Here is a 12,536-nt window from a genome sequence, read left to right as displayed (position 1 = left end):
AGGGGCCCGCCCTATGACGTTGCCGACGCCGTTGTCGTACTCGTCTCAGCGGCCTGTCAGTTGTCGTCCTCGTCGATCAGGAAACCGCGCATCGGCGACGGGGCCTGGCCCATCGGGGACGGGCCCTGCGGGCGGACCGGCGCCATCGGCTGGGTCATGGCCGGCGACATCTGCTGCTGACCACCGTACGACGGGGCGGACGGACCGGAGTTGCCGCCCATCGTCTGGTTGCCGCCGTACGACGGGGCGCTCGCGCCGGCCGGAGCCATGGAGGGCGCCGGGGACGGCGGCAGCGACGCGGTCGCCGGGGTGCGCGGCGGGGCCAGCGAGTCGTCGGCCTGGGTCTCCAGCTGACGCAGCTGCGACTCCAGGTAGGACTTCAGCCGCGTGCGGTACTCGCGCTCGAAGCCGCGCAGGTCCTCGACCTTGCGCTCCAGCGTGGCGCGCGCGGACTCCAGGGAGCCCATGGCGACGCGGTGCTTCTCCTGCGCGTCCCGCTCCAGGGCGTCGGCCTTGGCACGGGCGTCACGCTCGAGACCCTCGGCACGCGAACGCGCCTCGCCGACGATCTTGTTGGCCTCCTGACGGGCCTCGGCGATCGCCTGGTCGGCGGTCTGCTGGGCCAGCGACAGGACACGGGCGGCACTGTCGCCACCGGGGCCCTGACCCATCGGACCGGGGCCGCCCATGGGGCCGCCCATCGGGCCGCCGGGGCCCATCTGGCCCTGCATCTGGCCCTGCATCTGGCCCTGCATCGGACCCTGGCCCATCGGACCGGGACCCATCTGGCCGGGACCCTGCGGACCCTGACCGCCGGGACCGGCCGGCAGCTGCGGGGCACCGCTCGGCAGCTGGGGCGGGCCACCCATGGGGCCGCCCATCTGCTGCTGCGGCGGGCCCGATATCCCGGCGGGCACCGGCTGGCCGGGGCCTCGCATGCCCTGCGGCGGCTGCTGCTGGTCCTGCTGCTCCTGAGGCTTGCGCATGTTCTGCTGGTTCTGCGCGGCCGCGCGCGTGGCGGCGGCCAGCTTGGCGCGCAGATCCTCGTTCTCACGGAGCAGGCGGGTCAGTTCGGCTTCGACCTCGTCGAGGAAGGCATCGACCTCGTCCTCGTCATAGCCTTCTCGGAGGCGGACGGTCGTGAACTGCTTGTTCCGCACGTCCTCGGGGGTCAACGGCATCTCTTCACCTCAACGTAGTCATCGGCAGTCGGCAAGACCGTATCGTCCACATTCACCTCGCGAAGTTGCCCACGATGGAGATCAGGATGTAGACGATGATCATCAGTACGAAGAAGGACAGGTCGAGCGCCACGCCCCCGAGACGCAACGGCGGAATGAACCGCCGCAGAAGCTTCAGCGGTGGATCGGTGACAGTGTAGGTGGCCTCCAGGACGACCACCATCGCCTTGCCGGGTTGCCACGAGCGGGCGAACTGGAACACGTAGTCCATGACCAACCGGAAGATCAGCACGATGAGGAACACCATCAGCGCGATGTAGATCACCTGCGCGAACACGCTCATGGCTGGTGCTTCCCTCTCCCCTGTTTCGTACTGCGTTTTCCGGTCAAGCGTCTCAGCTCTGGTTGAAGAACCCGCCTTCTGCGATGCGGGCCTTGTCCTCCGCCGTGACATCGACGTTAGCAGGCGACAACAGGAACACCTTCTGCGTCACCCGCTCGATGCTGCCGTGAAGACCAAACACCAAACCGGCCGCAAAGTCGACAAGTCGCTTCGCGTCTGTGTCATCCATCTCAGTCAGATTCATGATCACCGGGGTGCCCTCACGGAAGTGTTCCCCGATGGTACGGGCCTCGTTGTAGGTCCGCGGGTGAAGTGTGGTGATCCGGTACGGCTCTCGTTCCGACACGACCTTGGGCATGATCACCGGTGCGTTCTTCTCCAGGGACTGACGTTCTTGTGTGATGGATGACACGGGCGCGATGCGCGCCGGGCGGCTGGATTCCGCGGGGAGCGAAGCGGCGCGCGCCACCGGCTCACGCGGGGCGGGCGGTTGGACGATTCGCACCTCTTCGTCCCTTTGGGACTGATGTGCTCCGTGCGACTGGTGGGACGGCTCGTGCCGTCGGTGGTCGCGCTCGGGCTCCGGGTCCAGCTCGGGCTCGAAGTCGTCATCGGGGTCGAATCCCCGGCCGTCGTACCCATCGTCCTCCACGAGGCCGAGGTAGACCGCCATCTTGCGCATCGCGCCGGCCATGCTCTGAGTCCTCCGCTCTGTGGTGGATCGGCTGACGCTGCCGAGTGCCTGCGATCCACGTGGTCCTTCTGCCCGCCTTTCAGCGGAAATGACCATATTTTCTGCTGTGGTCCGACTTCTTGGCGACGTTACCCGAGCCTGGGTCGGACTCCGAGTACCGCCGTACCGACGCGCACATGTGTCGCCCCGGCCGCCACGGCCTCCTCGAGGTCCGCACTCATCCCTGCCGAGACCATGGTTGCAGCCGGATGGGCTCGGCGCAGGTCAGTCGACAAATCCATCAACCGCTCGAACGCCTGGCGTTGACGACCGGCGTACTCCCCGGTGAGCGGGGCGACGGTCATCAGGCCGTCGAGCCGCAGCCCCGGCGAGGCGGCGACGAGGCCGGCCAACTCTTCGATTCCCGCAGGGGCCACGCCCCCGCGCTCCCCCCTCCCGCTCGCGCCCGCGTCGAGCGCGACCTGGAGGAGGCAGCCGACCTCCCGCCCGGCCCGCACGGCCTCCTTCGACAGGGCCGTGACCAGCCTGGCGCGATCGACGGACTGCACGAGATCGGCGTAACCGACCACGGAACGCACCTTGTTGGTCTGCAACTGACCGACAAAGTGCCACTTCAGGGGCAGATCCGCGCAGGCCGCGGCCTTGGGTGCCGCGTCCTGGTCGCGGTTCTCGGCGACCTGGCGCACGCCGAGCTCGGCGAGAATCCGCACGTCGCTCGCCGGGTACGTCTTGGTGACCACGATCAGGGTCACCGCTTCGCGCGGGCGCCCGGCCGCCGCGCACGCGGCGGCGATGCGCTCCTCCACCTTCGCCAGGTTCCCGGCGAGTTCGTCCTTACGGTCCGTCATGCCCCATCAGTCCAGCCACACATAGCCCGCGAGCCGCCCGGTGGTGCGGTCGCGGCGGTACGAGAAGTGGTCGCGCGACTCGCGCGTGCACACCGGCGAGTACTCCCGGTCGCGCACCCCGAGCCGCTCGAGCTGCGCGTGTACGCCGGCGCTCACATCGAGCGCCGGCGTGCCCCAGCTCGTCTCGGCGTACGCCGCCGGTTCGACGGCGGCCACCTCGGCGCGCATCTCCTCGGGCACCTCGTAGCACCGGCCGCACACCGCGGGTCCGGTGCGGGCGACGATCCGGGACGGTTCGGCACCCAGATCCATCATCGCGCGTAGCGCGGCGGGCACGACCCCGGCGACCATGCCGGGCCGGCCGGCGTGGGCCGCGGCGACGACCCCGGCGACCGGGTCGGCGAGCAGGACGGGGGTGCAGTCGGCGGTGAGCACGGCGAGGGCGAGGCCGCGCCGGGTGGTGACGATCGCGTCCACCTGCGGCACGGGCCGCTCGCCCCACGGCTCGTCGACCACGGCGACGTCGTCGCCGTGCACCTGGTTCATCCACACCACGCGCGCGGCGTCCAGTCCCAGGGACTTCGCGGCCAGCTCGCGGTTGGTGCGCACGGCGTCGGGGTCGTCGCCGACCGCGCCGCCGAGGTTGAGCTCCTCGTACGGAACGGCGCTCACCCCGCCCCACCGGTCGGTGAAGGCGAAGTGCGCGCCGCTCACGGTGTCGCGCTGTCCTATCACTTCAGGAAGTCCGGGACGTCCAGCTCCTCGGCCGCGCTGTCCGAGTAGCTGCGCGGCGCGGGGGTGATGGGCGGGGCGACCGGGATGTCGGGCGCCGGCTCGGGAGCGGGAGCGGGCTCCGGCTCCTCCTTCGGCTTGACGCTGCCGAGCGAGCCGAAGGCCGGCCGGCTCTCGGGCTGCCGTACCGGGGTCGGCTCCTCGCGCTTGGCCGAGGAGGAGCCGAGGACGTTGTCCCGCTTGGCCGGGGGCTGGCCGCCGTCGAAGCCGGCCGCGATCACGGTAACCCGGACCTCGTCGCCGAGGGCGTCGTCGATGACGGCGCCGAAGATGATGTTGGCCTCGGGGTGGGCGGCCTCGCTGACCAGCTGGGCGGCCTCGTTGATCTCGAACAGGCCGAGGTCGGAGCCGCCGGAGATGGACAGCAGCACACCGCGGGCGCCGTCGATGGACGCCTCCAGCAGCGGGGAGGAGATCGCCATCTCGGCCGCGGCCACCGCGCGGTCGTCGCCGCGGGCCGAGCCGATGCCCATCAGCGCCGAACCGGCCTCGGACATGACCGACTTGACGTCGGCGAAGTCGAGGTTGATCAGGCCGGGGGTGGTGATGAGGTCGGTGATGCCCTGGACACCGGAGAGCAGGACCTGGTCGGCGGACTTGAAGGCGTCCAGGACCGAGACCTGGCGGTCCGAGATGGACAGCAGCCGGTCGTTGGGGATGACGATGAGGGTGTCGACCTCTTCGCGGAGTTCGGCGATGCCGTCCTCGGCCTGGTTCGCGCGGCGCCGCCCCTCGAAGGTGAACGGGCGCGTGACCACGCCGATGGTGAGGGCGCCGAGCGAGCGCGCGATGTTGGCCACGACGGGTGCGCCGCCGGTGCCGGTGCCGCCGCCTTCACCGGCCGTCACGAAGACCATGTCGGCCCCCTTGAGGACCTCCTCGATCTCCTCGCGGTGATCCTCGGCGGCCTTGCGGCCGACGGCCGGATTGGCTCCGGCGCCGAGTCCCCGGGTGAGTTCACGGCCGACGTCGAGCTTGACGTCGGCGTCGCTCATCAACAGAGCTTGCGCGTCGGTGTTGATGGCGATGAACTCGACGCCCTTGAGACCGACCTCGATCATCCGGTTGATGGCATTGACACCACCGCCGCCGACACCGATGACTTTGATGACTGCGAGGTAGTTCTGCGGTGCTGCCACGTCGAAGGCCTCTCGCCTCGAGTTACGTGTCGCCGTCTCGCGTTGTGGCGCGCTCCGGCGACTGATGCCGAATGGGACGGTCCGAATCGCCGACCCGAACCCTAACCCTGAAGTTTAGGGTTACCAGTGTGTCCGTTCCTTGGAGTCTTCTGAACAGGACACTAAGTCGACAAGTGGCGCACGTTCAACGAACACGCCGAACCTCCCGTTTTTCTTTTCACCCTATGTGATCAGCCGTAGCGCTGCCCAACCAGGGTGCTGGCCTGCGCTGATGTGCGTCAACTCCCCGCTGACGCGGGGGCGGTGGGAACACTCACGTCGAAGTGCCGTGCGCGCGGGGCGGCTTTCATCAGAGCGGTGAGGGTACGGGCCTTCAGGGGCCCCTTCTCGGCACTCCCCCAGGCCACCGTGCGGTTGCCGCCCAACTCCAGCGAGATGTCGTCGTAGGAACGGACCTTGACCACACGCGTCTCGTGCGCCACGGCGGAGGGCAGGGCGCCCGCCACGGACACCGCCGCGCGCACCAGCCGGGCCTCGCCGAAACGGCGCAGGCTCGCGGTGGCGGAACCTGGCTGAGCGGTCATCAATTGCAGCAGTGGAACGCCTTTAATCGGCTCGGAAATCATGGCAAATCGGACGCCTTCCGCGTCCACTTCCATGAACTTCCGCCCGTTTTGCACGAGAAGAACCGGAGTCCGCTCGGTCACTTTCAGTGTGATTCCGTGCGGCCAGGAACGCGCGACGTCCACCGTGTCGATGCGCAGCAGTTTCCGGCGCAGTCGCGCCTCGATCTCGTCGGTGTCGACCGACGCCAGGGGCTCCCCGAGCGGCACCCGCGCCACCTCGCGGACCTCCTGCGGCGTCAGTTCCCGGGTCCCGGAGACGGTGACCCGCTCCACCCGCAGCCACTGGGAGCCGTAGAGCGCCCACAGGGCTCCCGCCGCGACCAGGACGAAGGCCAGCGCGGATGCGATGATCACACGAAGGCGGCGCCGCCCCAGCCTGCGGACCAGGGGCGGGCCGGACGACTCCTGCTGGCGTTCCCCGCGCTCGGCGGTCGTCGATCCGGCCACGCTCCCTGCCCTTTCGTCATACGTGCCTAACGGTGTGCACGATGGGCGGCGATCGCCTCGTACACCATGCCGACGAGGAGGTCGTCGGCGTCCCGGCGGCCGAACTCGGCGGCGGCCCGGGACATCTGGTACAGCCGGTGCGGGTCGGCGAGGACGGGCAGGACGTTCTGCTGCACCCACTCCGGGGTGAGGTCCGCGTCGTCGACCAGCAGACCACCGCCGGCCTTCACCACCGGCTGGGCGTTCAGCCGCTGCTCGCCGTTGCCGATGGGCAGCGGGACGTAGGCGGCCGGGAGTCCGACGGCGGAGAGTTCGGCGACGGTCATCGCGCCCGCGCGGCAGAGCATCATGTCGGCCGCGGCGTACGCGAGGTCCATCCTGTCCAGGTAACTTACCGGGATGTAGGGGGGCATTCCCGGCATCTGGTGGACCTGCGGCAGTTCGTTCTTCGGACCGACCGCGTGCAGGATCTGGATGCCGGCCTGCTGGAGCCAGGGCGCGACCTGCTGGACCACCTCGTTGAGGCGGCGGGCGCCCTGCGAGCCGCCGGAGACCAGCAGCGTCGGCAGGTTGGGGTCGAGCCCGAACGCCGCGCGCGCCTCGGGGCGGACGGCGGCCCGGTCCAGGGTGGCGATGGAGTGCCGCAATGGGATGCCGATGTAGCGCGCGTTCCTCAGCTTGCTGTCCGGCGTGGCGACGGCGACCTGCGCGGCGTACCGCGAGCCGATCTTGTTGGCCAGGCCCGGGCGGGCGTTCGCCTCGTGGATCACGATCGGCACGCCGAGGCGCTTGGCGGCGAGGTAGCCGGGCAGGGCGACGTACCCGCCGAAGCCGACCACGGCGTCCGCCTTCGTGCGCTCCAGGATCTGCTCGGCCGCCTTGATCGTGCCGCGCAGCCGGCCCGGGACGGTGATCAGCTCGGGGGTGGGCTTGCGTGGCAGCGGTACCGCCGGGATCAGCGCGAGCTCGTAGCCCCGCTGCGGCACGAGCGTGGTCTCCAGGCCGCGCTCCGTGCCCAGGGCTGTGATCCCCACGGTCGGGTCCTGCCTGCGCAGGGCGTCCGCGAGGGCGAGCGCGGGCTCGATGTGGCCCGCGGTACCCCCGCCGGCGAGTACGACATGCACCGAAATTCACCGCTCTCCGGACGAGCGCGCCGCCGAGGCACGCCGTCGCATCGTGTTCCAACTCCGGGCACTCCGGGCCGACCCGGAGCCCCCGGCCCCCCGCTTTCTACCAAAACGGGGTTGCCGCAGCGCAAGCGCCGCCCGCGCAGCGGGATCGTCACGCGCGAAGGCGATCAGCAGCCCGATGGCGAACATGGTCGGCAGCAGGGCGGAACCCCCGTAGGAGAACAGCGGGAGCGGGACACCGGCGATCGGCAGCAGACCGAGCACCGCACCGATGTTGATCACCGCCTGGGCGGTGATCCAGGTGGTCACGCCTCCCGCGGCGTACCTCACGAAGGGGTCCTCCGTGCGTCCGGCCACGCGGATACCCGCATAGCCTAGAGCCGCGAACAGGGCGAGGACCGACAGCGTCCCCGCCAGACCCAGTTCCTCACCGGTGACGGCGAAGATGAAGTCGGTGTGCGCTTCGGGGAGTTGGCCCCATTTTTCCACACTGGCACCCAGTCCGGAACCGAACAGTCCGCCCGAGGCGAGGGCGTAGATCCCGTGCACGGCCTGCCAGCAGCTGTCCCCCGGCCCCGGGTCGGTGGCGCCGATGCAGGCCAGGCGGGCCATCCGGTTGGGGCTGGTCTTGATCAGGATCACACCGAGCGTGGCCGCCACGGACAGCACACCGACGAACATCCGGGTCGGCGCCCCCGCGAGCCACAGCACGCCGAACAGGATCGCGGTGAGGATGATCGCCGTTCCCATGTCGCCGCCGAGCATGATCAGCCCGAGCAGCAGGAACGCCATCGGCACCAGCGGGACCAGCATGTGCTTCCACTGGTTGAGCAGGTTCTTGTCCTGCTTGCGCGCCATGAGGTCGGCGCCCCACAGCACGAGCGCCAGCTTGCCGAACTCACTGGGCTGGATCTGGAAGGAGCCGCCGAGGGAGATCCAGTTCTGGTTGCCGTTGACCGCCATCCCTATCCCCGGCACCTGCACCAGGGCCATCAGGAAGACCGCGCCCGCGAGGATCGGGTAGGCGAGTCCCCGGTGCAGTTTCACCGGCATCCGGGACGCGGCGAACAGCAGCGCCCCGCCGAGGACGGCGGCCAGCAGCTGCTTACGGAAGAAGTACGAGCCGGTCAGACCCATCTGCAGCGCGGTGATCTGAGAGGCCGAGTAGACCATCACCAGGCCGAGCACGGTGATCAGCGCGCTGCCGCCGACGATCAGGTAGTAGGCGGTCAGGGGCCGGTCCCAGGCCCGCCGGGCCCGCGCGTACGCCCGGGTGACGGCGTTGTCGCGGGGCGGGCGGGGGGCGGGGGGCCGGCGCGCGGCCCGCTGCACGGGCGGCCGGCCGGTACGGCTACTGGGCATCAGCGCCTCCGCTGCGCATCGCGCGTCCCACGCGTCCCTTCCGAGGTCGCCCGGCGCCAGGCGGCCGGGTCAGGCGCCGAGTTCGGACACGGCCTGAGCGAACGCGTCGCCGCGCTGGTTGTAGTTGGCGAACATGTCCATGGAGGCGCAGGCCGGGGCGAGCAGCACCGTGTCGCCGGGCTCGGCGAGCCGCTGGGCCTCCTGGACAGCCTGGAGCATCGCCCCAGTGTCGGTCCGGTCGAGGTCGACGACGGGTACTTCCGGGGCGTGTCGCGCGAGGGCCTCGCGGATGAGGGCCCGATCGGCGCCGATCAGGACGACACCGCGCAGCCGCTTCGCCGCGCCCGCGACCAGTTCGTCGAAGGTCGCGCCCTTCGCCAGACCGCCCGCGATCCATACGATCGACTCATATGCCGCCAACGAGGCTTCCGCCGCGTGCGTGTTGGTCGCCTTGGAGTCGTCGACGTAGGCGACGCCGTCCACGTCCGCGACGTGCGCGATGCGGTGCGCGTCCGGGCGGAAGTTCCGCAGGCCGTCGCGGACCGCGCGGGGCTCCACGCCGTAGGCGCGGGCGAGGGCCGCGGCGGCGAGGGCGTTGGCGATGTTGTGCGGGGCCGGCGGGTTGACGTCGGAGACCTCGGCCAGCTCCTGGGCGTTCTTGTGCCGCATCTCGACGAAGGCGCGGTCGACGAGGATGCCCTCCACGACGCCGAGTTGGGAGGGTCCGGGCGTGCCGAGGGTGAAGCCGATGGCGCGGCAGCCCTCCTCGACGTCCGCCTCGCGCACCAGGTCCTCGGTGGCCTTGTCGGCGACGTTGTAGACGCAGGCGACGCGGTTGCCCTCGTAGATGCGGCCCTTGTCGCGCGCGTACGCCTCCATGGAGCCGTGCCAGTCCAGGTGGTCCGGGGCGAGGTTGAGCACGGCGGCGGAGTGGGCGCGCAGCGAGGGCGCCCAGTGCAGCTGGTAGCTGGACAGCTCCACGGCGAGGACGTCGTAGGTCTCCTCGCCGAGGACGGCGTCGAGCAGGGAGACGCCGATGTTGCCGACGGCGGCGGTGCGCAGCCCGGCGGCCTTCAGGATGGAGGCCAGCATCTGCACGGTGGTGGTCTTGCCGTTGGTGCCGGTCACGCACAGCCAGGGGGCCGCGTCGGGGCCGCGCAGCCGCCATGCCAGCTCGACGTCGCCCCACACGTCCACGCCGGCCTGTTCGGCGGCGGCGAAGAGCGGCTTGGTGGGCTTCCAGCCCGGCGCGGTGACGATCAGCTCGGTGCCCTCGGGCAGGGTGTCGCCGTCGCCGAGGCGCACGGTGACGCCGAGCGCCTCCAGTTCGGCGGCCTGCTCACGCGCGCGTGCGTCGTCGCCGTCGTTGACGACCGTGACGATCGCCCCGCGCGCGTGCAGCACCTTGGCCGCCGGGACGCCGGAGACGCCGAGTCCGGCGACGGTGATGCGCTTGCCCTGGAAGTCCGGGGACACCGAGGAGGTCACTTGTCCGCTGCCCATCCCGCGTAGAAGAGGCCCAGTCCGACGATCACACAGATGCCCTGGATGATCCAGAAGCGGACCACCACAAGGACTTCGGACCAGCCCTTGAGTTCGAAGTGGTGCTGGAGCGGTGCCATCCGGAAGACGCGCTTCCCGGTGAGCCGGAAGGAGCCGACCTGGATGACGACCGACATGGTGATGAGGACGAACAGGCCGCCCATGATGGCCACCAGCAGCTCCGTGCGGGAGAGGATGGCCAGACCGGTGAGCACACCGCCGAGGGCGAGCGAGCCGGTGTCCCCCATGAAGATCTTGGCGGGCGAGGTGTTCCACCACAGGAAGCCGAGGCAGGCGCCCATCAGCGCGGAGGACACCACGGCGAGGTCGAGCGGGTCGCGCACCTCGTAGCAGGCGCCCGGGTTGGTGAGGGTGAGCGCGTTGGCGCAGGACTCCTGGAACTGCCAGACGCCGATGAACGTGTAGGCGCCGAAGACCAGCACGGAGGCACCGGTCGCCAGGCCGTCCAGACCGTCGGTGAGGTTCACGCCGTTGGACATCGCCAGGATCATGAACAGCGCCCACACGACGAACAGCACCGGACCGATGGTCCAGCCGAAGTCGGTGATGAAGGACAGCTTGGTGGAGGCCGGGGTGTTGCCGCGGGCGTCGGCGAACTGCAGCGAGAGCACGGCGAAGGCGATGCCGACGATGAGCTGGCCGGCCATCTTGGCCTTGGCCCGCAGACCCAGCGAACGCCGCTTGACGATCTTGATGTAGTCGTCGAGGAAGCCGACCAGGCCCATGCCGACCATCAGGCCGAGGACCAGCACACCCGAGTACGTCGGCGCGTAACCGGTGATGACCTTGGCGAGGAAGTAGGCGGCGACCGTCGCCAGGATGAACGCGATACCGCCCATGGTCGGCGTGCCGCGCTTACTGGCGTGCTCGCGCGGACCGTCGTCGCGGATGTACTGGCCGTATCCCTTGCGGGCGAGCAGTTTGATCAGCAGCGGGGTGCCGACCAGGGTGAGGAAGAGGCCAATGACTCCTGCGAACAGGATCTGCTTCATCATCGGGCGGCAACCTCACCCTCGGTACCGGTCTCGAGCAGCGCCTGCGCGACCGCCTCCAGACCGACCGAACGCGACGCCTTCACGAGTACGACGTCCCCCGGGCGCAACTCGCTGCGCAACAGGTCGACCGCCGCCTGTGCGTCGGACACGTGCACCGACTCCTCACCCCACGAACCCTCGTTATATGCGCCCAGTTGCAGCCAGGCGGCTTCCCTGCCCCCGACCGCGACGAGCTTGCTGACGTTGAGCCGGACGGCGAGCCGTCCGACCGCGTCGTGCTCGGCGAGCGCCTCGTCCCCGAGCTCGGCCATCTTGCCGAGCACCGCCCAGGTCCGCCGCCCCTTGCCCATGGCCACCAGCGCGCGCAGAGCGGCCTTCATGGACTCGGGGTTGGCGTTGTAGGCGTCGTTGACGATGGTCACGCCGTCCGGGCGCTCGGTGACCTCCATGCGCCACCGGGAGAGGGAGCCCGCCTCGGAGAGCGCGGTGGCGATCTCTTCCGCGGACATGCCCAGCTCATGGGCGACGGCGGCCGCGGCGAGCGCGTTCGACACGTGGTGCTCACCGTACAGGCGCATGGTCACATCGCTTGCACCGGAGGGTGTGAGAAGCCTGAAGGAAGGCTGTCCGCTGTCCGTGAGTCGCACGTTCTCGGCGCGTACGTCCGCTTCGTCGGACTCACCGAAGAACAGCACCTTCGCCTTGGTTCGGGAGGCCATGGCGCGGACATAGGGGTCGTCGGCGTTGAGGACGGCGACGCCGCCCTCCGCCTCGGGCGGCAGGGACTCCACCAGTTCGCCCTTGGCCTGGGCGATCTGCTCACGGCCGCCGAACTCGCCGATGTGGGCTGAGCCGACGTTGAGGACGAGGCCGATCCGCGGCGGGGTCAGCTCGGTGAGATAGCGGATGTGCCCGATGCCGCGCGCGCCCATCTCCAGTACGAGGAACCGGGTTTCGTCGGTGGCGGTCAGCGCGGTCAGCGGCAGCCCGATCTCGTTGTTGAGGGAGCCGGGCGTGAACACCGTCGGCGCCTTGCGCTGCAGCACCTGCGCGATGAGGTCCTTGGTGCTGGTCTTGCCCGCCGAACCGGTCAGCGCGACGAGGGTCGTGCCGAGGCGTCGTACGACATGGCGGGCGAGGGCGCCGAGAGCGCGCTGGACGTCGTCCACGACGATCGCGGGCACGCCGACGGGGCGCGAGCCGAGCACCGCGGCCGCGCCCGAGCGGACGACCTGGTCGGCGAAGTCGTGGCCGTCCACGCGCTCGCCGACGAAGGCGACGAAGAGGCTGCCGGGCTCCACCTCGCGGGAGTCCCGGACCACCGGCCCGGTCACCTGCACCGACGGGTCCGGTATGTCGTACGTCTGCCCGCCGACGACGCTTGCGATCTCGGCGAGGGAGAGGGCGATCACTGGT

12 protein-coding genes are annotated in these 12,536 nt (G+C 70.2%); all 12 read right to left on the bottom strand.

The window, feature by feature from the left end; translation table 11 throughout:
* Positions 1-56 precede the first annotated feature (56 nt).
* A complete protein-coding gene (locus tag AB0E88_RS21880; protein WP_361632799.1) occupies positions 57-1,181 on the bottom strand; it encodes a DivIVA domain-containing protein in 1,125 nt (374 codons plus the stop codon).
* 52 nt (positions 1,182-1,233) lie between these two features.
* The gene (locus AB0E88_RS21875; RefSeq protein ID WP_361632797.1) at positions 1,234-1,524 is read right to left on the bottom strand and encodes a YggT family protein; all 291 of its coding nucleotides are present in this window, start codon (positions 1,522-1,524) and stop codon (positions 1,234-1,236) included.
* A gap of 52 nt (positions 1,525-1,576) precedes the next feature.
* The gene (gene sepF / locus AB0E88_RS21870; RefSeq protein ID WP_103782991.1) at positions 1,577-2,218 is read right to left on the bottom strand and encodes a cell division protein SepF; all 642 of its coding nucleotides are present in this window, start codon (positions 2,216-2,218) and stop codon (positions 1,577-1,579) included.
* 128 nt (positions 2,219-2,346) lie between these two features.
* On the bottom strand, positions 2,347-3,066 hold the full coding sequence (locus AB0E88_RS21865) for a YggS family pyridoxal phosphate-dependent enzyme (RefSeq protein ID WP_361632794.1): 720 nt from the start codon (positions 3,064-3,066) through the stop codon (positions 2,347-2,349).
* A gap of 6 nt (positions 3,067-3,072) precedes the next feature.
* On the bottom strand, positions 3,073-3,801 hold the full coding sequence (gene pgeF / locus AB0E88_RS21860) for a peptidoglycan editing factor PgeF (protein ID WP_361632792.1): 729 nt from the start codon (positions 3,799-3,801) through the stop codon (positions 3,073-3,075).
* Positions 3,798-4,997: a cell division protein FtsZ gene (gene ftsZ / locus AB0E88_RS21855; protein ID WP_361632790.1), complete on the bottom strand. Its 1,200-nt coding sequence runs from the start codon at positions 4,995-4,997 to the stop codon at positions 3,798-3,800. The genes pgeF and ftsZ overlap by 4 nt, the downstream gene beginning before the upstream one ends.
* A gap of 278 nt (positions 4,998-5,275) precedes the next feature.
* Positions 5,276-6,070, bottom strand: coding sequence for an FtsQ-type POTRA domain-containing protein (locus AB0E88_RS21850; RefSeq protein WP_361632788.1), 795 nt, complete (start codon positions 6,068-6,070; stop codon positions 5,276-5,278).
* 26 nt (positions 6,071-6,096) lie between these two features.
* Positions 6,097-7,194, bottom strand: a complete 1,098-nt coding sequence (murG, locus tag AB0E88_RS21845) for an undecaprenyldiphospho-muramoylpentapeptide beta-N-acetylglucosaminyltransferase (RefSeq protein WP_361632786.1) — start codon at positions 7,192-7,194, stop codon at positions 6,097-6,099.
* A gap of 6 nt (positions 7,195-7,200) precedes the next feature.
* On the bottom strand, positions 7,201-8,562 hold the full coding sequence (gene ftsW / locus AB0E88_RS21840) for a putative lipid II flippase FtsW (protein WP_361632784.1): 1,362 nt from the start codon (positions 8,560-8,562) through the stop codon (positions 7,201-7,203).
* A gap of 69 nt (positions 8,563-8,631) precedes the next feature.
* Positions 8,632-10,065, bottom strand: a complete 1,434-nt coding sequence (gene murD, locus AB0E88_RS21835; protein WP_361632782.1) for a UDP-N-acetylmuramoyl-L-alanine--D-glutamate ligase — start codon at positions 10,063-10,065, stop codon at positions 8,632-8,634.
* A complete protein-coding gene (gene mraY, locus AB0E88_RS21830) occupies positions 10,047-11,117 on the bottom strand; it encodes a phospho-N-acetylmuramoyl-pentapeptide-transferase (protein WP_361632849.1) in 1,071 nt (356 codons plus the stop codon). The genes murD and mraY overlap by 19 nt, the downstream gene beginning before the upstream one ends.
* The gene (gene murF / locus AB0E88_RS21825; protein ID WP_361632780.1) at positions 11,117-12,532 is read right to left on the bottom strand and encodes a UDP-N-acetylmuramoyl-tripeptide--D-alanyl-D-alanine ligase; all 1,416 of its coding nucleotides are present in this window, start codon (positions 12,530-12,532) and stop codon (positions 11,117-11,119) included. The genes mraY and murF overlap by 1 nt, the downstream gene beginning before the upstream one ends.
* Between the last annotated feature and the right edge of the window lie 4 nt (positions 12,533-12,536).

This window comes from Streptomyces sp. NPDC028635, from assembly GCF_040637635.1.
GTDB lineage: Bacteria > Actinomycetota > Actinomycetes > Streptomycetales > Streptomycetaceae > Streptomyces.
This window is presented reverse-complemented; position numbering and strand designations above follow the sequence as displayed.

Coding starts and splice junctions, on each gene's coding strand:
- mraY (WP_361632849.1), bottom strand. CDS start 11,117: ATGAAGCAGATCCTGTTCGCAGGAGTCATTGGCCTCTTCCTCACCCTG.
- AB0E88_RS21880 (WP_361632799.1), bottom strand. CDS start 1,181: ATGCCGTTGACCCCCGAGGACGTGCGGAACAAGCAGTTCACGACCGTC.
- AB0E88_RS21875 (WP_361632797.1), bottom strand. CDS start 1,524: ATGAGCGTGTTCGCGCAGGTGATCTACATCGCGCTGATGGTGTTCCTC.
- murD (WP_361632782.1), bottom strand. CDS start 10,065: ATGGGCAGCGGACAAGTGACCTCCTCGGTGTCCCCGGACTTCCAGGGC.
- AB0E88_RS21865 (WP_361632794.1), bottom strand. CDS start 3,066: ATGACGGACCGTAAGGACGAACTCGCCGGGAACCTGGCGAAGGTGGAG.
- sepF (WP_103782991.1), bottom strand. CDS start 2,218: ATGGCCGGCGCGATGCGCAAGATGGCGGTCTACCTCGGCCTCGTGGAG.
- ftsW (WP_361632784.1), bottom strand. CDS start 8,562: ATGCCCAGTAGCCGTACCGGCCGGCCGCCCGTGCAGCGGGCCGCGCGC.